The organism is Streptomyces sp. B1I3, assembly GCF_030816615.1.
Classification (GTDB): Bacteria; Actinomycetota; Actinomycetes; order Streptomycetales; family Streptomycetaceae; genus Streptomyces.
In genome coordinates this window covers 1,918,717-1,944,466 of the sequence record NZ_JAUSYD010000001.1, presented here as the reverse complement: position 1 = coordinate 1,944,466, position 25,750 = coordinate 1,918,717, and the positions used below count along the sequence as shown (strand labels likewise).

Here is a 25,750-nt window from a genome sequence, read left to right as displayed (position 1 = left end):
CTTCATCGGAGCCGAAGATGGCCTTTGACCTGTGCGTACTAGAGGGTCGTCCTCCCGCGACATCTTTTCGATGACCCATCATGTGGAGAGCGCGGTGTTCGTAAGCCGTCGCTCCTGGTTCACAGTCCCAGAGAAGTCCCAGGGCCTCCGTCATACCCGGCCCCGCCTCGCATTCGTGCAGGCCAGGAGGGGTTTGGCGGAGCCGCCCTTGAAGGCTTTCAGATGTCGGTGAACTGACCGGAGGGTTCGGCGCCGATGTCGTCATCGATGTCGACCTCGCCCCGGCCGAAGCGGCTGGCGCGCCCGTGCTCATCCGTCTCGGCGAGGGGCAGGGATCGGCCAACTGTCAGGACCTCAGTGTGCGGCGGCCGTCATGCGATCGAGTGGTCGTCATCGCGGATACGGGAGCTCAGAGGCGTGGCGTCGGATGCCGGCTGGATGGTACGCATGGCAAACAGGAGCAGCCCCGCGGCGGCGAATACCACTCCCGTTACTACGTAGAGCGCCAACGGTGTCCAGTTCACGTCCAACAGCCAGCCTGCCGCGGAAGGGGCGATGATGGCGCCTACCCGGCCGACGCTGATGGCTGCTCCCACGCCTGTGGCGCGCAGCTCGGTCGGGTAGATGTTCGGTGTGAGCGCGTAGAGGCCGGCGATGCACCCGTTCACGGCGACACCGATGACCGCGCCGACACAGAAAGCCAGAGCGAGGGTGTCGGTGGAGGCCGCGAACGCTACGACCAGCGCGGCGGCCACGAAGAGGTAGGTGCGCAGCACGCTGATGAGCGCGTAGCGCGCGGCCAGTGCACCCAGGAGAGCGGTGCCGAAGATGCCGCCCAGGTTGAGGAGGGTGCCGCCGGTCAGGCTCTGCTTCGACGACATGCCGGCTTCCACCAGCAGGGTCGGCGTCCAGCTCGTGACGAAGTAGAAGGCAGCCATGACCAGGAAGAACGCTCCCCACAGCACCAGGGTGGGGCGCCGCAGGCCTGGCGCGAGGAGGCTACGGAATCCACTTGTGGCGGAGTGCTCCGTCTTGCCCATGTCGGGGAGCGAAGTGAGTTCGGACTGTCGCATGCGACGGGCGAGTGCGTTGACCCTGTGCAGGGCGTTCTTGGGCTTTCTGGTGATGAGGAAGTCGAGGGACTCCGGCAGGAGCCAGAAGGCGAGCGGAATGACGGCCAGGGTGGCCAATCCGCCGACCAGGAACACCGACCGCCATCCGTAGTGGTCGATGAGCGCCACCGACGAGATGCCGCCGACCGTCGCACCCACGGCGTACCCGGTGGAGTTGAGGCTGACGGCCAGACCACGCCAGCGGCGTGAGGCGAACTCCCCGGCGACGACGTTGCTACAGGCCAGCACCGCGCCGATGCCGACGCCGGTCAGGAGGCGAAGCGCGCCGAGCTGTTGCCAGTTCTGGCTGGTCGACGACAGCATCATGCCACCTGCTGCGATGGCCAGACCTGCCAGGATGACGGGCCTCCTGCCGATCCGGTCGGCCCAGGGTGCGACAAGAAGTGCTCCCAGGGCCATGCCTGCCAGGCCGCTGCTGAGCAGAAGCCCGAGGGTGCCGGAGTCGAGATGCCATTCGCCGGAGATCGTCTTTCCGGTGAAGGACATGACGAGGACGTCGAAGCCGTCGAGGGTGTTGAGGAGTACGCATATGGCGATCGCACTCCACTGGAAACGGCTCATGGGCCCGTCGTCCAAGGCCTCCATGAGGCGGGCGCTCATCGGACGACTCGCTGCTGGGTGGGGCATGCGAGGTACATGTACATGGCAGCACTCCGTTGTCGACTGCGGTGTGCCGACTGAACCCCGGAGCGCCGCGTGACGTCCGGCCGGTTCGGCTGTCGGTGCAGTCATATTGAGAGCAGCGGCGTTCGGCGGCCAGGCGTCTTTCCGGATGGCGGGAAGGTAATTGTTACGGGAGAGAACATCTCAGGAGGCGGGTGTGTGAAGTGCCCGCGAAATAGCTCGGCCGGCGGAGCGGACCAGATCTGCGAGAGGTCCCACACGCGTGGGTCCGTGCCGGACGACGACGGAAACGGCTGCTGCCACCTCTCCGTCCGCGGTCGTGACGGGGGCCGCGACCGACAGCGTTTCCGCGGACAGTTGCCGGTCACTCACTGCGTATCCGCACACGCGTATCTGGGCGAGAACTCTCCTGAGCTGGACCTGGTCGGTCAGGGTGTACGGGGTATGCCGCTGGATCGGCCGGGCCATCGCTTCGTCCTGCACCCGGGCCGGGGCGTGGGCGAGCAGCACGAGTCCTGCGCCTGTGGCAGTGATGGCGAGCCGTCCTCCCACTCGTGTCAGAGTGGGCACGGCGCCGTCGGCGCCGATGCGCTCCACGAAGACGACCTCCGAACCGTCACGGACCGCGAGCTGTACGTTCTCGCGGGTGATGGCGGAGAGTTCATGCAGTTGAGGCAGCGCGAGTTCGCGTATCCCTTGGCTGCGGGGCGCGAGGGATCCGACCTCCCACAGCCGCAGTCCGACGCGGTAGCGTCCCTGTGCGTCCCGCTCCAGGGCGCCCCAGGCGAGGAGCTCGCCCAGCATGCGGTGAACGGTCGACACGGGCAGACTCGCTCGCCGGGCCAGGTCGCTCAACGAGAGGGACGGATGCTCGGCGGTGAAGGCGCCGAGGATCTGCAGTGCGCGGCCGATGACAGGGCCCGTGCCGGTGGCCTGTGCGGGCTTCTGATCGGGTCGCCGGTTCGGCGGTGCACCGGTCTTGAGGCGGTCGTATGTCAATGTGTGACACCTTCTTCGCCCGTGGTGCGGTCGTTCGACAGCCTCTGTTCCTCGCCCGAAGAGGGAAGTCCGAGCACTGAACGGGTCTCATCCGAGGGACGCCCGGTCAGGTCTCATGCTCCGCCGCGGAGCGATTCCTCATCCAGCGAAGCGAGTCTGCTGAGGATGTCGACGGCTATGGCCCGTTCACCCTCGGGAAGTGATCTGAGAAGCAGTTCGTTGATCCGTTCCGCCGGAGCGATCAGGGAATCGAGCAGCGCGGCCCCCTCGTCGGTGAGGCTCAGCAGGGTTCGCCTGCGGTCTTCTTCGTCGCGCACCTGGCTCACGAGAGCCTGGTCGGTCAGGCGGCGGATCATCAGGTTGACCGTGGAGCGGTCCAGGGAGGTGAGGCGCCCGAGAGTCCGCTGGTCCACACCGGGGTCCCGGCTGAGCGCGTTCAGGATGGCGAACTTCTGGGAAGTGATCTCCCGGGACACATGCTGGGTCCAGAGAGCCGTGTGCACCTGCTCGGCCCGCCGGATCAGATGGCCGATGTAGTTGGGCAGCTCCAGTGCGCGCGCCACGGTGCTCCCTCCGTCCGTCGTCTAGGTGGTGCCGGCCGAGAGACAGCCGGTCTGGATGGAGTCTAGGAGTGCGCGGCACCACCTTGTGTGCGACCTTCCGTCAGCGGTCCCGTCGTCCGGGGCGCTGGTCGTACGGGGTGGCCCGGGAGCCGTCTACACCCACTTCGAGACGGCCGACCCGGTCGATCTCCAGGACGACACGGTCCCCGTGACTGAGCGGCCCCACTCCGGCGGGCGTGCCCGTCGCGATCACGTCGCCGGGGTGGAGTGTCATCACGGACGAGGTGTATGCGATCAGCTCCGCGACCCCGAATATCAGATCGGCCGTGTTGGTGCGCTGTCGGGTGGTGCCGGCGACGTCACAGCGCAGGTCGAGGGAGTCGGGGTCCGGAATCTCGTCCGCGGTGACGATCCAGGGACCGATCGGTGTGAATGTGTCGAACGACTTGCGTGTGGAGCGGTCCTCGCCGGAGCGCACGGTGATGTCCAGCACGCAGGTGTAGCCGAAGACGTGGTCCAGTGCTTCGGCCGCGTCGACATGGCTGGCGGTGCGTCCGATGACGACGCCCAGTTCACCTTCCTGGTCGGTGCGCTTGTCGGTGTAGGGCAGGACGATGTCCTGGCCCGGGCCGATGACGGAGGAGTTGGCCTTGAGGAAGACGCCGAGGTCGGCAACCGAGGTGGTGTACGACATCTCGGCCTTGTGGTCGAGGTAATTGACCGGTGCGCCGACGACCTTTCCGGGCCGGGGCAGCGGGGCTTCGAGGGCCGCTTCGTCGAGCGGAACGCGTGCGCAGCCGGTGAGGTCGACCTGTACTGCTCCGTCGCGTGCGACGGTCTCGATGTGCTGGTGCAGCGCACCGGCGGCACTCGGGGTGCCGGTTCCGCTGAGTTGTTCGGTCACGTCGACGAGGTCGTCGCCGTCGACGATTCCGACGCGTCCCTTGTTGAACAGGGCCAGACGCATCGTGGCCTCCTTGTTGAGTGTCGGGGTGGGGGAGATCAGGCGCCGGGGTCGGCGTCTTCGGTGCGGTAGAGGCCGAGGGAGCGCATGACCGGCTCGTCGCTGTACGAGAACAGGACCGCGTCGGCGGAGGCGGAGGCGTTCAGATGACGGTAGGAGGCCCAGCCGGGCACCGCGAAGGTGTCGTGCTCGCCCCACTCCAGTCGTACGCCGTCCACGATCGTGGCGCCCTCACCGCGGACGACGTTGAAGATGGTGGAGGCCGTGTGCCGACGGCCTGCTCCCTGGAATCCGGGGCGCAGGCGCTGGACGCGGCAGCCGATTGTGGGCATGACCGGGCCGCCCGTCCACGGGTTGGTGTACTCCAGGACGATGCCGTCGACGTCGCTTCCCTCGGCCGCGTCGGCGATGCCCTCCAGTGACCGTTGGGTCTCCTGCCAGGTGTAGCGGGTGACGGGGGAGTTGGGCCCGTCCTGCGAGAGCCAGACGGGATTGAGCCTGCCGTGGAGGAACTGCCTGCTGCCCGCGTCGTCCGCTCGGGTAACGGGCTGGAGGCGCTGGTGGAACTTCTCGTAGAAGCCGGCTTCCAGGGCGTTGACCAGCGGGTAGTCGAGGGCGTCGAGCCAGATCATGGGCGCGTCGCCCTCGTGGGTGTGGTCGTGCCAGTGCCATCCCGGGGTGAGCAGCAGATCACCCGGAGCCATGAAGACGCGCTCCCCGTTGACCGTCGTCCACGCGCCGCTGCCCTCCAGGATGTAGCGGAAGGCGTTGGAGGTGTGCCGGTGGGCCTGCGCGGTCTCGCCGGGCAGGATGATCTGCAGTCCGGCGTAGAGCGTGTTGACGGTGGCCGGGGGATCGCTCAGACCGGGGTTGACGAGCATGAGGACCCGGCGTTCGGCCTCTTCCAGCGAGAGGGTCTGGGAGAAGTGCAGCAGGAGGGGCCGCAGTTCCTGCCAGCTCCAGCGGTAGGGAACGGCGCGGCTCTTCGGCTGGGCGGGGAACAGGTTCCCGTAGAAGCGCCAGAGCGGAGCCGCACCCAGGCCCGGCAGGGCTTTGTACGCGAGTTCGTCGGTCGTCATGGTGTCCTCCTGCGGTTGCTCGATCACGGGGTGGGCGCGGTGGCTGGGGACGGCGTCCACACCCAGGAGACGTCGTCGAAGTCCTCGGGCTTACGTGACGCGAAGAGCTGGTTGCGCAAGGTCGCCCCCATGCCCTCCAGGTGGCAGATCTCACCGAAGCGGCGGGCGTTGGTCTGGATGCGTGCCGCACGCTCCCTGCGCTGATCGGCGTACGCGGTGAAGGCGTCGGCTGGGTCGGTGAACCGGCCGAGAGCCCCTCCGAGGGCGACCGCGTCCTCCAGTGCCTGACAGGCGCCTTGGGCCAGGTACTGCAACATCGGGTGCGCGGCATCGCCGAGCAGCGCGATCCGGCCGTGCACCCAGTTGTCGATGGGGAGACGGTCGAACAGAGGCCAGCGCCGGTCCCGCGCTATCAGTGGCAGGGCGTCACGCACGGCCTGGCAGGTTCCCGCGAAGCGTTCCTCGAGCTCGGCCTCGGTGCCCCAGGCGTCGGAGTCCGGTGTGTAGTGGTCGCTCTCGAACACCGCGACCTGGTTGTAGAGCTCGCCGCGCCGTACGGGGTACTGCACCAGGTGCATGCGTGGTCCGGCCCAGACCATCACCGCGTCGGAAGCGGCGTGCTGTGACATCCGGCCGGTCATCTTGTCCGCGGGAAGGGCTCCGCGGAACGCCACGTAGCGCGAGCAGACCGGCTCCCCGTCACCGACCAAGGCCTGGCGCAGCCGCGAGTGCAGGCCGTCCGCCGCCACGACCGCGTCGGCCGTCAGTTCTGTCGCAGTCTCGGCGAAATGCAGGTGCACCGCAAAGTCGTCCTGCTCGGCGTGCGTAACGGTGTGTCCGGTGCGCAGCGTGATGGCGGGGTGTTCCTGGCAGGCCGCGAGAAGCGCGGCGTGGAGATCCGTGCGGTGCGTGACCAGGTAGGGATGGCTGAAGCGCTCGGTGTACCCCGGGCTGCGGAGATCGAGAGAGGTGACCTGCTCTCCGCTCAGGGCGTCCATCATCACGAGCCGGGGCGGGGCGACCGCGGTGCGCCGGACCGCATCGAGCACCCCCAGTTCTTCGAGGGCCTGAGAAGCGTTCGGGGCGAGCTGCAGGCCGGCTCCGATCTCCCCGAACTGGGCGGCGCGTTCCACCAGGGTCACATGGTGACCGGCGCGGGCGGTGGACAGCGCCGCGGCCAGACCGCCGATACCGCCGCCGACCACGGCGATGCGGAGTGGAACAGGGGTCACGGACATATGGCCTCCTTGGCAGGGAAGTGGAGGACACCGATGGAAGGCGACGAGAAGCGTCGCCGAAATGATCAGTACGCTAATCATTGGTGTACGGATCATATTGCGAGGGTGTTACCCCGGTGTCAACGGTTTCGCGGAGAAAGGTCAGCAGGGGGCGCGGCTCAGGTCCGTGCGCTCAACATGCGGCCGCCGTCGGCACCGCGCCGATGTGCATCCGCCTCTCGGCGGGCCCGGGTCAGAGGAGTTGGTAGCTCCAGGACGCCGGTTTCAGGTCACGCGCGGCAGCCAGCCGCGCTCGTAATCTCAGGCAGTGCACATGGGCCTCCTCACGGCGCTCGCGGGCAGATGGGCAACATGCCTCCGACGCCGCCCGATTGGACGAGACAGCACGGATAAGCACAGCTCAACGGGGGTGGAGCAGCGCTCCTTCCCGGTGACACGGCGAGACAGTAGACCGGGATTCCGGCCGCACCAAACGACTGCCATCCAGGGGCCCGAAGCAGGGAGCCACCTCGTTGGGCGCGGCCGGAACTCGCCGTTAACCTCCGCTGCAACCTCGCACCGGATGCACGCCGTTGAGCGTTGTCCGGAGCAGGTCCTGAGTCCGCCGCGCCCGAAAAGAGGCCCCATGAGTTACACGCTGCACCGAGGCGATGCCCTGACCGTCCTGAAGTCCTTCCCGGACGAGAGCGTCCAGGCGGTGATCACCGATCCGCCGTACAACTCCGGGGGCCGCACCAGCTCCGATCGAACCGGCCGTACCGCCCGCGCCAAGTACGTCACGAGCAACTCGGCGCACGACCTCGCCAACTTCCCGGGCGAGAACCGCGACCAGCGCTCCTACCGCTCCTGGCTCACCGAACTTCTCACCGAGGCGTACCGGGCCTCGACCGAGCACGCGGTCGCGATGGTCTTCACCGACTGGCGACAGGAGCCGACCACCTCCGACGCACTGCAGATGGCGGGATGGACCTGGAGCGGCACGATTCCGTGGATCAAGCCGTCCAGTCGGCCCCGCAAGGGCGGGCCGAAGCAGGACTCGGAGTTCATCATCTGGGGGGTCAAGGGCTCCCTCGACAACACCCGCGACCTCTACCTGCCGGGCCACTACATCGCCTCCCAGCCCCGCAAGGGCCGGGTTCACATCACCCAGAAGCCAGTCGAGGTCATGCAGCAGCTCGTCCAGGTCTGCCCCGAGGGCGGCACCGTCCTCGACCCGTTCACCGGCAGCGGCTCCACCGGGGTCGCGGCCCTGCGCGAGGGACGCCGCTTCGTGGGCGTCGAGCTGTCCGCGCACTACGCCGACGTCGCCGAGGAGCGGCTGCGGGCCGAACTGACGAAGGCCGACTTCGAGCTGGCCGGACCGGAGGCATGAGCGTGAGAGCGGAGAGGCCGGGGCCGGCGGCCCACAGACGCCAAAGGGGCGGCTGGTGCATCGACTAACTGATGCACCAGCCGCACCTCCTGTTATGTCAGGCCGCCTCGAACGCCCGCCGGATCAGCGGCGCCGCCTTCTCCAAGTCGGCTGCCGAGACGATACGGACCTCCAGGTCGCCGGTCCCGAGGTGTCCGATACCGCGCATGTCCCGGGTGAAGCCCTCCTCCAGCTCGACCGTGTCGGGGTCGAGTCTGAGGTACACCAGGATCGCCTCGTGCTTCGGACGGAAGATCACCGACGCCACGTTCACCAACCGCCGGTAGGCGATGTAGTGCCGCAGCGACGCCACCTCCACATCGCCCCACGCCGTGAGCGCCTCGTCCAGTTCCGCGTATAGGTGCCGCAGGCACTCCGGCACCTGTCCTCCACCCGCAGGCGGAGAGACCACCGAAGCCGTCGGCACGCTGTCCGCCACGGGTGCCTGCTTCCGGCCGCGGCGAGATGAGGCAGCGCTCGGGAAGCCGGTCGCGGAGTCCACGAGCAGCAGCCCCAGCAGGCCACCGTCGAAGATCCGGTAGCGCACCAGGTCAATCCGCTCGGGCAGCCGCTGCACGGCCACCCGGTCGTGGTGGGAGAAGCCGGCCGCGATGCAGATCATCCGCGGACGACGCCAGTCGACGGACTCGGCGGCTTCCGCGCCCAGCACCGTCCGGACGAGCGCATCGAACTCGTACTGCGCCGACTCCAGCCAGGACAGGTAGGAGACCGCCTGGGACATCACTCCGCTGTCCGAGCCCTTCTTGAACTCGATCACCACCGGGCTGCCGTTCTCGTCCAACCCAGGGGTGTCGATCCGCCCTCGGTGCCACGGACCGGTCGGATACTCCGACGCTAGGAACCGGACGCCCAACATCTGCTCCAGACCAGCCTCGACCCGCCGCTGCAGCTCCACCTCCAGCGCCACATTCGAGCCGGCCAGCTCGACGTCCCGTCCGTCCGCGTCCTGCCGGAACATCATCAGCTCCGCCACCAGCACCCCTCCCGTGATCTCTGCAAGAAGACCAATCGAACGAACGCATTGCATATTCCATCTGCGGGCAGTCCGATCACTCAGCAAGGCGACGCTCAAGGGGTGTGCACATGCTGGGCTGGAAGGGGATGACGCTGCGGAAATCGATGCGCCGCTCAGCCTCCGCCGTGACGGCCCGAAGGTCGGCGTGCGGTCGTCACCGCCTGCGCACTGACCAGCCGGACCGATTGCCCGCCCGCGGTCTGAAGGACCTCGGAGACCCCGCCACCGGACCGGCCATCCGGCACCCATCTCTAGCCGAAACCGTCAAATCATCCTAAAACGGATCAGGATTCACGCGGTGGATCGAGGCTGAGGAGAAGGTGTGCCGGTTACCAAGGGGGCAGCGAACCATCGTGAAACTTCGAGTTTCTCCCACGGAGGGCGTCCCTCACTGAGCTATCAAGGGGGCAATCGATCAGCCCGGCGCCTGCATGGCTCCTCCATCCGTCATGATGCTTGCATGGCCACCATCCAGTCAGCAGCAGAGATCATGCATCTGCTGGAGCCCTTCATGGGGCAGAGGATCTCCGTACTCCAGGTGCTTGGCATCAACTCGCTGAAGATGATGCTGCCGCCTCTAGAGGCGCTAGCGGGGGAGGTGGTGACAGCAGCGGACGTCGTCGATCGCACCCTCCGTGTCGACACGACGAGCTATGTCATCTCGTTCGATCTGCAGCGCACGGGTCGGGTTGTCCTGCTCGAGTCCGCGGAGCCCTACCGGTTCGTTGCTGGGGCCAATCGCCCTACAGCCCGTCTCCTGATGGCGGATGGGTCGGGCCTGGACCTGGTCGAACCGGCCAAAACCAAGCGGATCACGGTCACGATCGGGACCAGGTCAGCCTGACCTCTGCCGCACCAAGATGATCTACTTCCCAGGCCGCCTCGATGCAGCTACTCTCAGTGCAGGCATTTGAGCAAGTCATGGGAGTGGCGATGGGCCAGCAGACGCACCGGAAGGACGACCTCCTGGTCTCCTCCAACTTCATCCGTGCGATTCGGGAGTCAGGCTACGTCAGCCTCTCGACCGCCCTGGCGGAACTCGTCGACAACTCCCTCCAAGCTGAAGCGACCGAGGTCGCGATCACGGTTGTCCGAGCCAAGGCGGACGGTGATCCGGAGATCTGTGTCGAGGATAACGGCCGCGGGATGTCGCGTTCCGAGATCGAGGCGTGTCTCCGCTTCGGTGGTTCGTCACGCTTCGACGAGCGACGGTCGTTCGGGCGGTTCGGCATGGGGCTGCCCGCCGCATCGCTGAGCCAAGCTCGACGGATCGAGGTAACGGCCTGGCAGAACAACCGCAGTGCATATCAGGTCTTTTTGGATGTTGACGCGGTCGTTGCTGGTGCCCCAGTCGATCTTCGTGCCCGTCGCCTATCTGGCAGTACTGTGGGCTCGGGGTGCCGGGTGGTCTGGCTGAACTGCGACCGCATCGAGTATCGGCGCCTCGCCTGGCTTGAGCGGGCCTTGCGTCGTGACCTCGGACGTCTGTACCGCCGCTTCCTAAGCAGCGGCGGACTGACCTTGACCATCAATGGGAAGCGTGTCGACCCAATCGATCCCACGCTCCTCACGACCAAAGTCGAGGGCCGCAGCGCGCGGCTGGCCTTCGAGCCGATCCGGTACGAACTTGCCACCTCAGCGGGCAAGACGGCCTTCGTCTCCGTCCGGTTTGTGATGCTGCCGGTTCAGCACTGGCATCACCTAGACAACGTGACCAAACGACGCATGGGCATCGTCGGCGGGGCAGGCGTCTCCATCCTGCGTGCCGGCCGAGAGATCGCGAGTGGCTGGCATCTCATGGGGGCGAAGCGCAAGGAAAACTACGACGACTGGTGGCGATGTGAGATCGACTTCGACCCTGTCCTCGATGAGCACTTTGGAATCACGGTAAACAAGCAGGGGATCCGGCCGTCTCAAGAACTTCAGGAGGCCCTGGGGCCGGAGCTGGAATCGATCGCCCGGCTGTTGAATGCGCGCGTACGTCAGGCCTTCGAGGAGGTGAAGTTCCAGGCGGCAACAGAGACGTCCTGCCGCATAGCGGAGGCCGCGGACGCGGACCTGCCCGTGATCCGGTCGACCGGCAAGGGGTCGGGCGCCCTGAGCTACAGGATCGGGTCCGAGCAACTGCCGATCGAGACGATGTTCACCTCGGCCCTGAAGCGGCGCACGCTCGATGTCACGCTCAATATTGATCATCCGGCTTTCGCGGCATTGTACCGTCCTCTGCAGGCGCTGAGTGACGAGGCAGGGAAAGATCTGCGCACGGCACTCGAACTGTTCCTCCTGTCCTTCGCCCGCACCACGACCCTCCTGGTCAGCGATGGTCACGACTGTGACGACCTCCTGAGACTATGGAGCAAAACCTACGGACGGATGCTCCAGAAGTCATGAAAGAAGAGGCCAAGCCCGTCACCCTCAGCCTCCCCGCCGACGCCTCCCGCCAGGAGACGCAGGCGTTCGCTCGCCTCTGCACACTGCTGGCGAGCGCTCCGCTTGAATCCATGGGGGTGAACAGCCGCGATCACTGGATCCAGGCAGCCAAGATCAAAAACCTGTATGAGCAGCCGCTGCTCGCGGCAGCTGCTTACACGGCCATCGATCTGGTAGATCAAGGCTGGACAATTCAGGCCGCCAAGCCCGGGCCCGTGTTCACACCCCCGCTGGCGAGCGGCGACCGGGAGACAGAGAAAGCCCGTGTCCAACGGCAGGAGCATCTGCGTCGAGATGAGCAGCTTAGGCAGAGCAGCGTTCGGCGCTTCGTCGAGAGGATGGAGCGCACGCACCAGCACGGCGACCGGCTGATCTCCATCTTCGACCTGATGCGCGACGGCCGGGAGCTGGCGGACGCACTGCAGAGTGCTGGCGTGACCACGGAGGTCATCAGCCCGTACGTTCAGATCGTCGACTCCTCGACCTGCGAGCTGACAGGCTTCAAGCTGCACGACATCTGGCGATACTTCCGTCACACTTGGTCCAACGCTTATGCAACCGTGCCTGGCCGTTCAATGCCAATCCTGATCCGGGACGCAGCCACTGAGTACCACGCTGTCATTGGACTGGCGGCCATCTCCAGTCCGGTTGTCCAGATTGCCGAGCGCGACCACTGGATGGGCTGGGAAACAGACCAATTTCTCGAGCACGTGCGGGCGGCACCGACTGCCGATATCGCTCGCTGGCTTGCCCGACGAATCAAGACTCAGCAGGAAGAGATCTACGTTGACGATCTCCTCCGTGACGGGGTCCTTCAGCCGACCGACCTAGCGGCGCCCACCTCGGAAGTGATCGGCCAACTGCGGGCTGACGCAGAACGGCATCGTCAGCGGCATCACCAGGCCAGCACTATTCGCGAGGTCCGCAACATAGAGCGTGATGCGTGGGTGGATAGGGCCACAACGGACCTCTTTCGCAGTAAGCGAGCAGCAGCGCTCGCCGAGACCTTGGAGGTCGTCACCCTCCTTGGGGCGTACCTCTCTCCCCCCACAGCCGAAGGACTTGCCAAAGCCTTCTCGGACTCGAAGGCGCGGGCACAGATGCGCCGTGTGATCCGCCGTACACGAGGAGAGCGGGTCGGCACCGTGATCGCCGACCTCACCGTCTGTGGAGCCGTAGCACCCTATAACGCGCTGGTGGCGGGCAAGCTAGTAGGGGCCCTAGCCGTCTCACCGACAGTGCTGGCTGCTTACCGCAGCAAGTACGCACGCCCCAGTGAAATCGCCTCCGCGATGGCTGGCCGTCCGATCCTGCGCGAGCCGCGCCTCTCCTTCATCGGAACCACCTCGCTCTACGGTACTGGTTCGAGCCAGTACAACCGGTTGTTTTGGCCCGCCGAGGTTATGGGAGGAAGGAGGGAAAACCGGATGGGATTCCATGAACTTGGGCGGTCGCGCTCCTTTGGAACCTCCCATTTCTCCAGTGAGACCGTCGAAGCACTTGTCCGGCTCTCAGCCCTGCGCGGATCGCTCGTACGAGTCAACAATCTGTTCGGTGAAGGCGTCAGCCCCCGTCTGCGTAAAGTAAGGCTAGGAATCGCCGCACTTGGGTGGCCCGCCAACGACCTTCTCAGGCACGGACGTGAACGTATCCTCTACGGCGTTCCGTTGGTCGAAAACCTGCGGGACTACTCACTCGGCATCGACGAGAAACCGGAGTACCTACTTAATCCCGAACTGCCTGAGGCAGACGCCAGGATTGCCGACTGGTGGTTCGAACGCTGGTGCCGGCGGAGGGTGGCACGCCAGGACGTCCTTGAGTCCATGCGCACCCACAGCCTGGTCCGGCCAGTCCGGCATGGTGCCCGGGTACCGTTGCCCGCCGGAAACGAGACGCTTCCAAACGACCAGGAGATGTTGCCCATCTTCACGTAGCGGGGGCCGCTCCTCTTGGGCGAGGGCGCGGTCATGTCCTGCGCGCCGTAGAGCGTCAGGTACGTCAGCGCAGCACGGCTGTGATGAGATCAACGGCACGGTGGTCGCTTGCCTCATGGTCGACCCGGTGGACTCCAGCAGGGGTCTCCCGTGGCCGACCGCGATGACGGCGGGAGTGCCACGGTGAGGCGGTTATACGGGTGTGGCGAGCACATGCTGGTGTGGCGGGAGTTTGGACCGCCGGTCAGCTTCGCGGGTAACGATGAGCATCGTGACCGACTTGACCAGCGTGTGCGGGAGGTCGCGAACGGCAGGGGCCAGGGTCCAACAGAAGGCTCCTGCTCCTAAGTTGAGGCGTCGAGCACACTCCTTGATGGGACGGAAGCCTCGAGCGTTGCGGTCCCGTCCCATCACACGGACGTCACCCGATCAGTGCCCACGCTGGAAGCGCTTTGACGGGCCCTTGTAAGGTTTCAGCCTCAAACGGCGCGGCCCCGCCTGTAAATGCTGCCCCTGTGCACGCAGGGCTAGAACTTGTCGGCCACCTCTCGCTTGTGCTCGATCGGCAGCCACTCAGGACGGAAGTCGGAATGGCCGGCATGCGCCCGCAACGAGTTCGTACATGACCTCCCTCAGGACCTCCCCGAGTCGGGATTGTCCATGCCCGAAAGGTGGCGCAGGAAGCTCGGATCGACCTCGATGCGGCCGGTCAGGCGCCAAGCACGGCGTTCGTAGGTCAGGTCTCCTGTCACGGTGAAGGGAAGTTGACGCTCATAGGCCATGATTGCCCAGTTGTGGTCCTCCCCCGTTAGCGGAACATGAACTCGCAAGGTCTTTCGGTTCACCTCCGCCGCGATAATAGCTGTCCCTGCCTCTTCGCTATCGGGCATCGAGTCATCCCGTATGAGCGATTTAACGAGACCGGCGAGCCTTTCGCGCCGTACGGGCTCTTCCCTACGTACGAGTTGTTCCCGGACCCGCGGAAGCTCACCAATCGTGTCTCGGTCCAGCGTAATTGTCGCTAGGCCGACGTCTGGCCTTCGTTCAGCCGCTGCCCATTCGAAGGAGAAGTCGAGCGTGCGGAGGTGCTGTGGCTGAGACATTTCTTCGAGCGACTCCACTAGCCCCGCACTAAGGCCCAGGCTGCTCGGAGATGAAAGTGCCTCCTGGTCCCAGGATTGTGTCAGCCGTTTCGTGCTCTCAAGTCCTCTGGCCAGAGTTTCCATGACGTGCCGCGGGAAAACCATAGCGGGTTGCTCTTGGCCATCGATTGACTGCGGATCAGTTTCGCCTAGACGGGACACCACGGTAAATACAAAGCTGCCGCGCTTTGTGTGTCCCAGCCTTACATCCTCTTCCATATACTCGTTAACCGGAGCCGGCCTCCTGCCCTTATGTGGATGGTGTGGGTCAGCGGCTGTAGTTGCAGCTGACTTCATCAACTTGAGAATCGCTTGCATCGTCTTTTCAGCCTGCTGAAAAGGAATCGTACCATCGATCATTTTCTGATCGAGACGCACGAAGAATAGGTCCGCACGTGTGGCAATGATGCGGTCTAGTAGTTGTTCGGCGTCCCAGTCGTGAATATGGCCAAGCGACTCCAACGCGTCCACGAAGCGCGGTGTGAAGTCGGCGAAATCTGTGGCTAGTGGAACCATGACACGCGGCGCGGTGGCCAACGAGGTTGACCGGTAGCGCCATACCTCGCGAACTTCTGGCTGCTTCTGTTCCAGTTCCCAGTCGTGATAAGCCAGAAACTGGGAGACCGCGGAAGGGGTCAGCGTGGATGCAATCTCACGGTAGCTGTTAAACGCGGATCGGTTCACCTCAGGCCCCTCTCTGCTTCGCCGATCGACTTCATGATGCCTAGAAGTTGTTCCCCCGTGAAGAGGTTCTGACGAGGTAGATGAACCGTGTGGTGCTCACCGATCGGGCCGTCGTGTCTCAGGTTATCCGCGGACTCCCAAAACATACGGCTTCGTGTGTACAGGCCGTATTCATTCGTGTGCAGCCACGGCTCTGGCTCGCGCGGGATGAGAAGCACGCCAAGGTAGGCGGGAATGAATCGCTTCGTGCGAGTTAGCTTCCGGAACGGCTTTGCCTTCATCTTCCACGTCATGCTGTCATCTTTAAGTAGGCTCTCTTGGTAGGTGCACTTCAGCTGAAGCTCGAATTGCGGTCCATAGTAGCCGTGATACTCTGTCGAAGAAACGACCGTGATATCAACGCCCTCGTAATCGGTCTCGTGAGTTTTTATGGAGCATCCCACCGCGTAGGCGATCATTCGCGTGTACGACACGCTGAAGTGTTCCTGTAGTGCGGTGATGGGAACCTGGCCCTCTGCCAAGTCATGCTCGCCCATCTTTTCCTCAGTGCTGTCTTCGGCCACAGTTCCCCACTGGGTATGACTTAATCGTTTGCCGGAACTAGTCTCGAGCAAGAGAGTGACGTGCGGGATTATTTGGGTTCTAGTCCGTGCTAATTACACCTTTCGTTTTGCGGGGCGTCGCTAGGTGCCGCCATGGTTCCAGCAGCGGGCGACGGCCCACGTAGCGATACGCGGGCCGTCGCCCCATCGGGTGCCTTCCCTTAACTTGCGAGCAGGAGAAGATAAGGGGAACTAACTTGGCCAGACCTGGAATTCTGTGCCAGTCGATCTAATCGACCAGTGCTTACAGAATCGCCCCGTGTACCTGACCGCTTACGGTGCATCGAATCCTGTTCTGGCTCATGCCAGAGCCTGCAGAACAGTCTGCGTCGCGAACGGCAGGTTCTGGGAAATCACCAGGTCGTCGACCAGGTGAACCGAAACGCCGCTTCGCTTGGCACTGTCGTGGACACGCCGCAGTTGCTCGTTCGGTGCTACGCCCGGTGTTAGCGGGCTGTGTACACCGATGATCCATTCGCGGCCACCCTGCCTTGCCAGAATCGGAGCGGTGACCGGCCCTACGCCCTCCACGTCGATTTTGGCACCTCTCTCGAACGAGATACCGAGCTCTCGGCTGTCCAGATCCTCGAAGAGGATGTCGGCCGAGCGGGCAAGCCGTGCCTCGGCAAGAGCCGGTGGCGTGTCGTTCATCAGGTAGCGCAGGAGACTGGCCCCGACGTGGCGATCAAGGAGGTTGTGTTCGAACCGGTTGCGGAAGCTGCGCAGACAGCGATAGCAGGACTCATCGCAGTTGGCTGGGCAGTCTTCGAGAAGTTCCAGCGTCCGCCTGAAGATTTCCACACCGTGGTCGTTGACCCGGCGAGTGAAGCCGGCACCGCCAGCGAGGGTGTCGTACATGTAGATGTCGGCTTCCCGACCTTCACCGCCAAGGGGCGTCAGTGCAGGACGGTATTCCGCTTGCAACTCCGAGGTCTCGATGCCGAGCTTCCGTGTCGCAGCAATCGTCAGGGCCTCAGCAATTGTGCGCAGCGCGATGTGCGTCGATAGGTAGGCCGGATCGAGGGTGATGGGCGCATCCACCTTCAGACGCACCAGGAGCACGTCGGAGATGAAGTCCGTACCCAGCACCAGACCGCGGGTCGAACGCGACCCGGGACAGTTCGGCTCCTTATCGTCGGGGTAGGGCTTCTTGTGTGTCCCATTGACCACGCCTGTGGCCGACGCTGTCGGCTCGATGAGACCGCACAGCGTGCAGTAGGTGTACCCCTCGTTGCGGGGACCGGTGTTCGTAACTAGCAGCGTCTCGCGGTGATAGGTCTGCTCTAGCCGGTCCGTGTCTGTGACGCGCTGCCAGGCGCTTTCCTCGGTCGGTCCGGACGCCATGAGCTTGGCTCGCGTGGCGTAACTGCGGGCCGGCGCCTTGTCTGCACTGGTGCCGGGGTCCTTCCTGGCCGGGTGCGCGAATCCTGGCGGGCGCATCCAGTTTTTGGCCTTACCGAACTTTCCATCGGCTCGACAGGCCGGACAGTCACGTTCATCCCCGGGCGCGGCCTCGCCGTATGAGTAGTAGTTCGCGTAATGGCACACTTGGCACTCGAAGTAGAGCAGCCTTTCCTTCCAAGCTTGGTGGCGCGTCTCCTGGACTGGTGCATAGATCGCCTCGGAGGTCCACTCCTTGTTGTCGATCCACACCACCTTGCCCGGGGCGTACTGGCTGAGTGCTACCGCAAGACCCTGACTGGGCGCGTAGTGGAACTCAGGCCTGAAGCGAGTAGATCGATCGAGATCGAAAACGTGGAATGAAACGACATCCGTCGGGAACGCGTAACGCGGTAGCACTCCCTTGTACAGGAGTCGATCGAGCAGGTTCTTTTGGGTCCGCCGGGCATCCGGCGCCTCCGCACCCTCGCTCGGATCTTCCGTATCCTCCTTGTCAGACTCCGATGATGTGTCACTCGTGGAAGCAGTCACGGGGTGTCCGCTGGCATCGAGATCAAGAGCCTTGTCGATCTCGCCGAGTGTCCTTGTGACGAAGTCCTCGAGGACGGATCGGAGGCCTTCTTGGCCGAGCTCATCGGGAAGCCATGCCGCAATGTCTTGGCGAAGAGTCGTCTCATTGACCCGCAGCCATTCTTCCAGGTCGACCCTGTTCAGTGGAGAGGATGATCCGGTGAACTCCGCAATCGTTCCCAGTACCTCGAAAAGCTGCGGCTGCGCGTCTGGGGCGATGTCAGGAAGGCGATCCTGGTGGTAACGCTGCAGTAGATACGCGATCACGTGACGGCGTGTGATCTCGTCGTTGTCCATCGTCAGTACCGGGTCGTCAACCTCACCGCGGATCATCAGTTCCGGCTGGCGGAAATAATGATCATCGTGGGTGTCGGCACTGCCAAAGGCCAGCACGGTGGCGACTGCGTTGCCCCGCCGACCAGCTCGCCCTGCGCGTTGCTGATAGTTAGCCCGCGAGGGTGGCATGTTGCGCAGGGCGACACCGGACAGGTTCCCGATGTCGATGCCTACTTCCATAGTGGTCGTGCACGACAGGACATCGATGGCGGCGGGTTTTTTCCGGTCTCCGGATCCGGGCAAACCGAGGTCGACGTCCTGGAAAAGCAGCTCATGCTCTTCTGCCTTGGAGAAGACGGCGTCTGACTGAGCCGCGGCATTGAGCTGCGCCGTATGCTCGGCAGCGATGATGCTCATCGGAGGCTCGGAAGAGTCCCGCAGAGCCCGTGCGGCGCTGGCGCGGTAGTACCCCTTGCGGGCTTGGAAGACCGGGTCCGTATCAGGGTCTAGGACACGAACTTTCTCGTCTCGGCAGTTGACGCACCGAGAAGAACCAGGGAACGGCCGCTGAGTAAAACGACAGCGCTCACAATAGCCCCAAGTCGTTTCGAGATCCAGGTACACCTTTGAGGCCGGCAGGCGGAACTTCCCAGCCACAGCATCGCAGAATTCTTGAAGCAGTGCTGGCAGCCATGTGTCGCTGAACTGTTTCTTCGCTGCCTTAGTTTCGAGCCACTGGCTAATCGTGTTGAACTTCCCTGTGTGCGGACGAACGCCGCCGTCCGTCATCCACCAGTCTCCATCAGTCATCGACGGGAACCAGATGCCGGGCGTAGTCCACTGCATGAGCCACATCCGCATGAGAGCCAGCTTGGACTCGTCACTTGTGGCGACACCCTCGATGTCGGGGAGCAGCGAGAGCAGATCGGCAGTCCTGACTCGCGGCTCGCGTAGGGATGCGAGGCCGAGGGATGCAAGCCCGAAGTATTTGTCAGTGAGTGTCGTGTACATCGTCCGCATCAGCGCATGCGGTGGCGAGTCGGTGATGCCGAACAACTGCATTAGCTCGCCGAAGTTTCCTGCAAGCGCGCCCTTCTCGATAGCTGTTTCAACTCGGTCCAGTACGTGAAGTGACTCAGAGGGGCGAAGTTCAGGGCGAAGCCGGACCGAAAGCTGGCGAGATCCAACCATGGCTGCCAAATACAGTTGGTTCAGGGACAGCATGGGCTCGAGCGTTGTATTCTCCAGCTCTTGCCACCCGCGCAGAATCAGGGGTCGCATGGCGTCGCGCATGGAATAGCTCTGTAGGTTTGGAGCGAGCCTGGCGGCAACCTGCCGGGAGTCGGAGAAAGCGAGCACCTTACGCCCACGCAACGGTGCGAAGTCGGTTTTTGGTTGCGCGCCGGGTGGCTGCACCTCAAGCTGCCGGGTCACCAAGGCTTGGAACGGTTGGTCACCCTTCGTCTGGTGATCTTGCACTGACGAGCGGCCGTAGCCGGCGCGCTGACCGCAGACACCGCAGGGCTTGAACTCGCCGTCCGCTTCGGTCTCGTCGCCGTCCTCTTCGCCCTTGATTACTTCCCCGCTCCGAAGACGAGGAAGGAAAACGCTTCGGACCCGGCGATCGATTACCTTATCCGGGTTGAGCCTGCCGGTGACCAGGTCGAGGTCGGCGATCTCGACGTTCTTCTCGTACGGTTCCTCCAGGAGAAGGTCCAGGGGCTGAAGTTCGGGAATGGAGCCGGACGCGGACTGGAAGGCCCCTCCCGGCTCATTCCACAGGTGAGACGGGTTGGAGAGGTCGTCGGTATACGCTCGTGCATAGGAGGAGCCGCAATGCCGGCATGTGTACAGCTCAAAGACCCTGGCGCCGCAGTCACAGGTCGCTCGGGGCTGGGCATAAAGCTGGCCCACCGGCCCCGGCTCCGGGTAAGCCGCCCGGTCGACCTCCGGGCATTCGGGGTCGAGACATGCCCACAACCCGGGCAGCCCACGGAAGAACGCATGCACACGGCACGGCAGCAGCCCCGCACCATCCGCCGACCGCCGGGCTGCACTACCGAGCGCGACCAGAGCAGAAACGGCTTCATCCGCGAGCTTCTGGTCCACACCCGGGAAGATGAAGGTGCCCAAGTCACTGACGGGCTGAGCCTGCTTCATAGTCTCGTTGACGAGGAGACCCATCGGTCCGAAGGCGTCGAGCGCTTCGTGTAGCAGTTCGCCGACCGGGACAGCCTGTCTTGGGCTCACTCCGCAGTAGTCCAGCAGGGATTGAACCGCAGCGATGCGGGCCTCGTCCCCAGCACCTTCATAGAACTCGTGCATCGGTACGGCGGCCAGAGCCTGTGCGTCCTGTAGGCTGCCTGCGCTGGCGCCCGGGCGAAGGGACAGCTTGCCTTCCACGCTCTTGAAGCCGGCCTCGGACTTGCCGCTCAACTGCGCGGCGAACTGGCGCGCATACTGGGGGGTCGTGAAGCTGGCACTTGTGCAGATCACCTGCAACTGGCTCGCCGGGATACCGAGCCTCGCGCGTAGACGACGAAGGAGGAGCGCCACCTCGGCGCCAGCGGCTCCCCGGTACATGTGAGCTTCATCGATGATCAGAAGAAACTTCTCGTCGGGATTTTTCGCCAACCAGTCCCGCGTTGCATCAAAGACCGGCCGCTCGAGCGGACGCATCATCATGTACTCGAGCATCGAGTAGTTAGTGATCAGAACGTCTGGGGGCTCCGCCAGCACCTCGTGGCGGGTAAGTAGCTCCGGATCTTCGGGGCGGGTGATGGCACGGATGAACTCACCGGCCTTGTTCTGCCACCGGGCACCGCTCTTGCCGTACCACGCCTTCAAATCCGGCTTAGCCGGCCACTTCCCACGTGACTTAAGTTCCTTGACGAGAGCATCTGCTTCATCGCGCTGCGGCGAGGAGTCATCGTTCGCCAAATCGATCAGGTTGATGTAGAAGTCCTCGATGGCGTGAAGACGCTCCTTGTCCTTCTTGACGTTGCGTACGCCGGGATACAGCGTCCGGCTGGTGTAGCGGGCGAAGCGCGCCGGGCGGCCGGCCCACTCGTTGAACCTGGCAGTGACACGAGGATCGCTCAGCAGGAGCCGAAGACGGCCCAACTGGTCGTTCACTAGCGCATTCATCGGGTAGAGGATCAGAGACCTGACAGCCGGGACCTTGAAGGACTCCGGCTTGTGTGCGGCCTCTGCTGCGAGTTTGGCCAGCATCGGCAGGAGGAACGACTCGGTCTTCCCTGAACCTGTGCCGGTTGTGATGGCTAGGCTCCGGCCATCGCGTGCAGTCCACTCGAGTGCCTCAGCCTGGTGGGTGTAGGGCGGGTCGTACAGCAGGCGCTTCGAATCGGCCGTATCCGTCGACAGAGCGCCGAGGAGCTCCCGCACGGTGTCGTCGAGGTCCAGGTCATCGAAGTGGCGGTCGGTTTGGTACCGAGGAGTGCTTTCGATGAAGGGAGCTTGGGACAGCACTCCCTCTTGCTTGAGCAGTGCACGACGCTGGTCGAGCACGGTGCGATGCCCGATGTGATATGTCGCTTCGATGTAGTCCCGCAGGGCCGTCTGGATCTTGCTGATCGTCTCTGCGATCGTTGGCGCTTCCACTGTCACGCCACCCCTCCCTCTTCGCTGACATGCATCCATAGCATGTCAGCGAAGAACGCCGACAAGTTGTCAACCGCCAACTTCGGTACTCGGTAAGAGATGAGCGCACCCTTTACCCGTGAGATGGGGATCCCCACCAGCTCGAGGTTGCGCTGTGCCCACCTGGGGACGGGGCTGAATAGATCCAGCCGTCTCTCGCCCGGGGCACCGGACGCGGGGCCTACTCGCATGGCTTGCGGTGTGCCTGCCAGGGCGTCGATGGCCGCCTGGGTGCGCCAGGCCTCGTCGCAGCCTGCCGCGGTGAGGTCATCAGCCGGAAGGTCCACCAGTGCGCGAGGGAACCCATGTTCTGCACGCACGAAGCACCACAAGTCGGCACCGTAAGCTTGCGGCCGACGGGCAACGAAGTCTCCTGAGTCACGGGGTCCGAGCGGCCGCCAGCGGCCTCGGTAGTAATGGACTGATGCCGTTGGGTCGAGAATCGTGAGACCGCCGATCTGGCCGGACTCGCCGACTCGGTCCAGGCGCTGACGCATCACGTCGACCACCGCAGCTGCCTGCTCGACCCTAGGTCGATTAAGCCAGTGATCGCGAGGCAGAACGTGCAGGCCGGCGGCACGCAGGCGGGCCGGAGCGAGCTGTGCGTCGAGATTGAGGGACCGGGTGTGACCTTCGTTCTGCACTCCTGCGCTCAGCGACTCATTTACAATCGGTTTGCCATTGGGCCGCACACCGAGCAATAGATATTGTCCGGGGGCCTTCTCCACGGATGAGGGTGGGGCCAGGTATATCTGCCGGCTTATGTGATCCGGTTGAGCAGGAAGCTCGATCAGGTCACCGATCGAAACCAAGAGGTCCAGGTACGTCGCTACCTGTTGTCGTGTAACCAGGGATGCTTCGTCCAGTGGGCTGAGAGCCTCAAGAACTGCGTCTACGAGTCGGCGCGGAGGTGCCGGGCAAAGAAAGGACGCCGCACGGCGAAGCAGAGCGGAGAGCGCCTCTGCAGAAAACGCGTCAGTTGTTGTCTCATCCAGCCAGAGTGAACGAACTGTGAGTTCTGCGGCCTCCTGTTTTCCGAGCACTGTTACCTTCACTGGAAACCTCCCATCATCGTCGAACGTTCTGAGCCCTCATGAAGGTCCTCAATACCCAAGATTGCGAATCGAGCCGCTCGGATAAGTACGGGGGACACCAGCACGCATTTCAGCATCCTGTCGAGCTCGGTGCTGTCCCCACCGTCCAGGGAGCCGGGTCGGCTTGCAAGAAGCAGTAGAAAGTCCGCTGCGTCACGCGGGTTCCCGATACCAGTGCTAGCGGTAATGGGGGCGATTGCCTCGCCCAAACCTTCCCGCAATGCAGACAGGGACTTCGACCACTGCCAGAGATGTCTGGCGATGTAACGAGCCACATCACGCTGTGCCTGCGAATCTCCTACAAGCTGTTGCATCTCATCCAGCGTGTCCGGTCTCCTCGGCGCACTGAGGCAACCTCGTCGGCGTTCGAAGTTGGCCCATCTACTCCCGGCCATGAGTGACGCGAGGGCCGTTGTGATCGCGTCGAGCACCAGTTTTCGCTGATGGTGGGAGAAGGGATCGGCCGACAGGTCGGCGTCCTGCCAATAATGGTAATTACGTATCAGTTTGAGCGCTTCTGGCAGTGGGGCGCCTGTGCAGCGGATAATTGGCTGAGTACCCGCTCTCTGGCGCAGCCAATTGGGGTCAGGTGGCAGGATGATGGCTGCGGTCGCATTGTTGGAAACGGCTCGGAGCATGCCGCCACCTACGGGGACGTCAACCGGTTTCCAGACATCTCTCTGCTCGCCGACCAGCGGATTCTCCACAGAATATAGGAGTACTTGCGTTTCATTACGGCCTGTACGGTCAATCAAGCGTACTGTGTGCCTGTCATTGCGCTGCTTTGTTGGTACCCAACGAAGGGGGTAAAATCCGCGTTCGCATACAAGGGACGCGAAGCCTACCCCGCTTCGGGAGACTGATACTTCACATGACTCAGCGACACTATAGACGCTTTGCAGTTTCCCTTTCCCCGTGCGGAATTCCTGAGCCGCCAGTTTCGTCCACGCACTGTCGGTGAAAGGGAACGAAATAGTATGGCGCAGGTGCATTAGTTCCTTACCGGCGTCGTCACGCAGTACGACAGTCAGCTCGGCCTTAGTGCCGGCTGGGCCGTCTGCCGATAGACTTGCCCGGCCATCCCATATCTCGGTTAGTTTTGGGCGGGCTGGAGTGGCATACAGGCGGATGCCTGATCCCTCTGTTTGGTCTTCCAAGTTCGAATGAGGATCGCGAATGGTGACAGCAAGTGACCCGCTTGCGAATGACCCGCCTGCATCTCCGGACAGTAGTGCAACGTGCACCTCGTGTGTACCTACGGAGAGTCCCTCTAGAGCGAAAATCAGTGACTGACTGCCTTTTGGCCATTCGAGCGGAAAGGGTGAACCGCCGTCTACTCGAACTGAGCATCTCTCTGTCAAATGAGTGGACGTCACCGCTAGAAGTACTGGATCCCCAGCCATCCACTCGGCGGATCCGTCGCCATCCCACGAAGCTGGAACAACACCTACAGGGTGGATGGAAACGTTCGACACCACCGACAGCCCGGTTGCCGCAAGCTGGGCTATCTCCACGTCATTGAGGGTTTGGGGCACCTTCACATCGAAAGCGTTCACTTCATCGGCGTGGACAGCGGATGGAGATATCCACGGAAGTGCCGGAGGAGAAATGCCGGTGCGGCCGACCAAGCAGTATTCATGACCTGGCCGGACGAAGCCGCCCTTTATTTCGACAGCTAGTCCGCCGGGCTGTTTCCGGAAGAGCCACCATGGTCCCTTAGTGATGGCGCAACGTTCGGCTATCAACTCATTGACATGCCTGGATCCCTGCTCCAATTGGATAATGGGGGTGCCTGGCCGGGGCCACGCGGTGAGCAGCACTCTGCCTGGGTACAAGAGCTTTCCGCGAGGAAGTGGCTGACGGCGTCCTTCAATCTTCGGGCGTAGTCTCCGCAGCTCCTCGCTTATCTGGTCATTTTCCGCTTGTAGAGTCGTGAGGTCGGGTAGCTCCAAGCAGGGACGCCATCCGCCTCCCTCTTGTTGCAAAAGAAGTCGCGGATGCGATGCAGTATAGGTGTACTGCCCTTGGCGCTCTTTCCCTGAGCTGGTATTCGCCGGAAGGAAACCGGCAGAGCGCACTGTGTGCGCAGAATTTATTGCCTGATCCAGCCAGTCCCTCGACTCGTGTTCCTTCGATAGGGCGTCAACCAGGCGGGCGAGCGTTGATTGCACCAGGTACGGGGATCCCTCGCCGTCGCCTGACAGTAGCGCTGCGGCGATATGGCCGAGCAGGATCTGATTCGAGCAGAACTTTTGGAAGCGGTCGCTGTACCCGCCCGTGCGCGCTGCCAGGCAGGAGCCCAGTTTGTGCGGATCATTCAGCATGGATGACGTAAGTATGGCACGCGCTTCGTAAAGGAGTTGTGCCATTTGGCGCTGCAGATCGGCTGGCATGATGGCATGCGTGATGGGCCATGCGATGATGCTGAAGTTCGAGGCAAAGGCTCCCCTGGGTTCGATTCCTCCATATTCGGCTGCGAACCGTTCGAACCATTGTTTAATATGTCTGCGATTATCGTAAGTCTTCCATTGTGGGCCGCGCTCCCATCCTGATGTCTCTTGAGAGAACAGGGGCCAGTACTCATCTCCGGTATAGAGGTATCCGATTTCGGCGGCATATACTACGAAGGGCAGCCACCAAGCGCGGTGCCGAATATCGAATCCTTCTGTGACGGCCCCGCGCACCGTGGTTGAAAGTAGATCCAGGTCGTTCTGGCTGAGATCATGCTCCAGAGCAAATACGGGGGCCGCTGGCTGCAGCGCCTGGCGATGTGCGTGAAGGGTTCGAAAATGCTCATCGAGGTATTCGTGTAGATGCTTGAGCATTTCGATCGAACCGCCAGGCGTCGCTTTTGTCATGCTCGGTCTCCCTCCCCTGGGTCCCGCCTTGCACTAGACACAGTCTGGAGCA

At 63.4% G+C, this 25,750-nt stretch carries 16 protein-coding genes and 1 pseudogene; 4 read left to right on the top strand and 13 right to left on the bottom strand.

Going from position 1 to position 25,750, the window contains the following annotated elements; translation table 11 throughout:
• Window positions 1-371: 371 nt before the first annotated feature.
• From QFZ58_RS08865 to QFZ58_RS08840, 6 genes are all read right to left on the bottom strand, one after another.
• Window positions 372-1,733, bottom strand: a complete 1,362-nt coding sequence (locus QFZ58_RS08865; protein ID WP_307124375.1) for an MFS transporter — start codon at window positions 1,731-1,733, stop codon at window positions 372-374.
• Window positions 1,734-1,940: 207 nt separating this feature from the next.
• Window positions 1,941-2,756, bottom strand: a complete 816-nt coding sequence (locus tag QFZ58_RS08860; protein ID WP_307124374.1) for an IclR family transcriptional regulator — start codon at window positions 2,754-2,756, stop codon at window positions 1,941-1,943.
• A 113-nt stretch (window positions 2,757-2,869) separates the two neighbouring features.
• Entirely contained in the window at window positions 2,870-3,319 is a 450-nt protein-coding gene (locus QFZ58_RS08855) for a MarR family winged helix-turn-helix transcriptional regulator (RefSeq protein WP_037827391.1), read from the bottom strand.
• A gap of 100 nt (window positions 3,320-3,419) precedes the next feature.
• Window positions 3,420-4,286 (bottom strand): fumarylacetoacetate hydrolase family protein, encoded by an 867-nt coding sequence (locus QFZ58_RS08850; protein WP_307124373.1) that lies wholly within the window; start codon window positions 4,284-4,286, stop codon window positions 3,420-3,422.
• A 35-nt stretch (window positions 4,287-4,321) separates the two neighbouring features.
• The gene (locus QFZ58_RS08845; RefSeq protein WP_307124372.1) at window positions 4,322-5,362 is read right to left on the bottom strand and encodes a cupin domain-containing protein; all 1,041 of its coding nucleotides are present in this window, start codon (window positions 5,360-5,362) and stop codon (window positions 4,322-4,324) included.
• A gap of 23 nt (window positions 5,363-5,385) precedes the next feature.
• Entirely contained in the window at window positions 5,386-6,600 is a 1,215-nt protein-coding gene (locus tag QFZ58_RS08840; RefSeq protein ID WP_307124371.1) for an FAD-dependent monooxygenase, read from the bottom strand.
• Between the two features lie 625 nt (window positions 6,601-7,225).
• Between QFZ58_RS08840 and QFZ58_RS08835 the strand changes: the two genes are divergently transcribed.
• Complete coding sequence (locus QFZ58_RS08835; RefSeq protein WP_307124370.1) at window positions 7,226-7,972, top strand: site-specific DNA-methyltransferase; 747 nt, start codon at window positions 7,226-7,228, stop codon at window positions 7,970-7,972.
• Window positions 7,973-8,069: 97 nt separating this feature from the next.
• Here the strand turns inward: QFZ58_RS08835 and QFZ58_RS08830 are convergent, their stop codons facing one another.
• On the bottom strand, window positions 8,070-9,005 hold the full coding sequence (locus QFZ58_RS08830) for a DUF5655 domain-containing protein (protein ID WP_307124369.1): 936 nt from the start codon (window positions 9,003-9,005) through the stop codon (window positions 8,070-8,072).
• Between the two features lie 502 nt (window positions 9,006-9,507).
• On the opposite strand from QFZ58_RS08830, the gene QFZ58_RS08825 reads away from it, so the two are divergent.
• The 3 genes from QFZ58_RS08825 (at window position 9,508) to QFZ58_RS08815 (ending at window position 13,411) form a co-directional block, all read left to right on the top strand.
• Window positions 9,508-9,891 (top strand): hypothetical protein, encoded by a 384-nt coding sequence (locus QFZ58_RS08825; RefSeq protein ID WP_307124368.1) that lies wholly within the window; start codon window positions 9,508-9,510, stop codon window positions 9,889-9,891.
• 89 nt (window positions 9,892-9,980) lie between these two features.
• A complete protein-coding gene (locus QFZ58_RS08820; protein WP_129266099.1) occupies window positions 9,981-11,438 on the top strand; it encodes an ATP-binding protein in 1,458 nt (485 codons plus the stop codon).
• On the top strand, window positions 11,399-13,411 hold the full coding sequence (locus tag QFZ58_RS08815) for a Druantia anti-phage system protein DruA (RefSeq protein WP_307124367.1): 2,013 nt from the start codon (window positions 11,399-11,401) through the stop codon (window positions 13,409-13,411). The genes QFZ58_RS08820 and QFZ58_RS08815 overlap by 40 nt, the downstream gene beginning before the upstream one ends.
• 195 nt (window positions 13,412-13,606) lie before the next feature.
• On the opposite strand, the pseudogene QFZ58_RS08810 reads toward QFZ58_RS08815, so the two are convergent.
• The 6 genes and pseudogenes from QFZ58_RS08810 to QFZ58_RS08785 all read right to left on the bottom strand — a co-directional run.
• Window positions 13,607-13,732: pseudogene (locus QFZ58_RS08810) on the bottom strand (IS5/IS1182 family transposase); the annotation flags it as partial.
• Window positions 13,733-14,043: 311 nt separating this feature from the next.
• Window positions 14,044-15,237, bottom strand: coding sequence for a hypothetical protein (locus QFZ58_RS08805; RefSeq protein ID WP_307124366.1), 1,194 nt, complete (start codon window positions 15,235-15,237; stop codon window positions 14,044-14,046).
• Entirely contained in the window at window positions 15,234-15,800 is a 567-nt protein-coding gene (locus tag QFZ58_RS08800) for a DUF4365 domain-containing protein (protein WP_241748539.1), read from the bottom strand. The genes QFZ58_RS08805 and QFZ58_RS08800 overlap by 4 nt, the downstream gene beginning before the upstream one ends.
• Window positions 15,801-16,139: 339 nt before the next feature.
• Window positions 16,140-21,713: a DEAD/DEAH box helicase gene (locus QFZ58_RS08795; RefSeq protein WP_307124365.1), complete on the bottom strand. Its 5,574-nt coding sequence runs from the start codon at window positions 21,711-21,713 to the stop codon at window positions 16,140-16,142.
• Entirely contained in the window at window positions 21,710-22,801 is a 1,092-nt protein-coding gene (locus QFZ58_RS08790) for a hypothetical protein (RefSeq protein WP_307124364.1), read from the bottom strand. Before QFZ58_RS08790 ends, QFZ58_RS08795 begins: the two co-directional genes overlap by 4 nt.
• A complete protein-coding gene (locus tag QFZ58_RS08785; RefSeq protein WP_307124363.1) occupies window positions 22,798-25,698 on the bottom strand; it encodes a hypothetical protein in 2,901 nt (966 codons plus the stop codon). The genes QFZ58_RS08790 and QFZ58_RS08785 overlap by 4 nt, the downstream gene beginning before the upstream one ends.
• Window positions 25,699-25,750: the final 52 nt, after the last annotated feature.

What these genes read in the sequence shown, in the direction of transcription:
- QFZ58_RS08815 (WP_307124367.1), top strand. Translation starts at nt 11,399, where the DNA reads ATGGAGCAAAACCTACGGACGGATGCTCCAGAAGTCATGAAAGAAGAG.
- QFZ58_RS08820 (WP_129266099.1), top strand. Translation starts at nt 9,981, where the DNA reads ATGGGCCAGCAGACGCACCGGAAGGACGACCTCCTGGTCTCCTCCAAC.
- QFZ58_RS08785 (WP_307124363.1), bottom strand. Translation starts at nt 25,698, where the DNA reads ATGACAAAAGCGACGCCTGGCGGTTCGATCGAAATGCTCAAGCATCTA.
- QFZ58_RS08825 (WP_307124368.1), top strand. Translation starts at nt 9,508, where the DNA reads ATGGCCACCATCCAGTCAGCAGCAGAGATCATGCATCTGCTGGAGCCC.
- QFZ58_RS08835 (WP_307124370.1), top strand. Translation starts at nt 7,226, where the DNA reads ATGAGTTACACGCTGCACCGAGGCGATGCCCTGACCGTCCTGAAGTCC.
- QFZ58_RS08850 (WP_307124373.1), bottom strand. Translation starts at nt 4,286, where the DNA reads ATGCGTCTGGCCCTGTTCAACAAGGGACGCGTCGGAATCGTCGACGGC.
- QFZ58_RS08845 (WP_307124372.1), bottom strand. Translation starts at nt 5,362, where the DNA reads ATGACGACCGACGAACTCGCGTACAAAGCCCTGCCGGGCCTGGGTGCG.
- QFZ58_RS08865 (WP_307124375.1), bottom strand. Translation starts at nt 1,733, where the DNA reads ATGAGCGCCCGCCTCATGGAGGCCTTGGACGACGGGCCCATGAGCCGT.
- QFZ58_RS08840 (WP_307124371.1), bottom strand. Translation starts at nt 6,600, where the DNA reads ATGTCCGTGACCCCTGTTCCACTCCGCATCGCCGTGGTCGGCGGCGGT.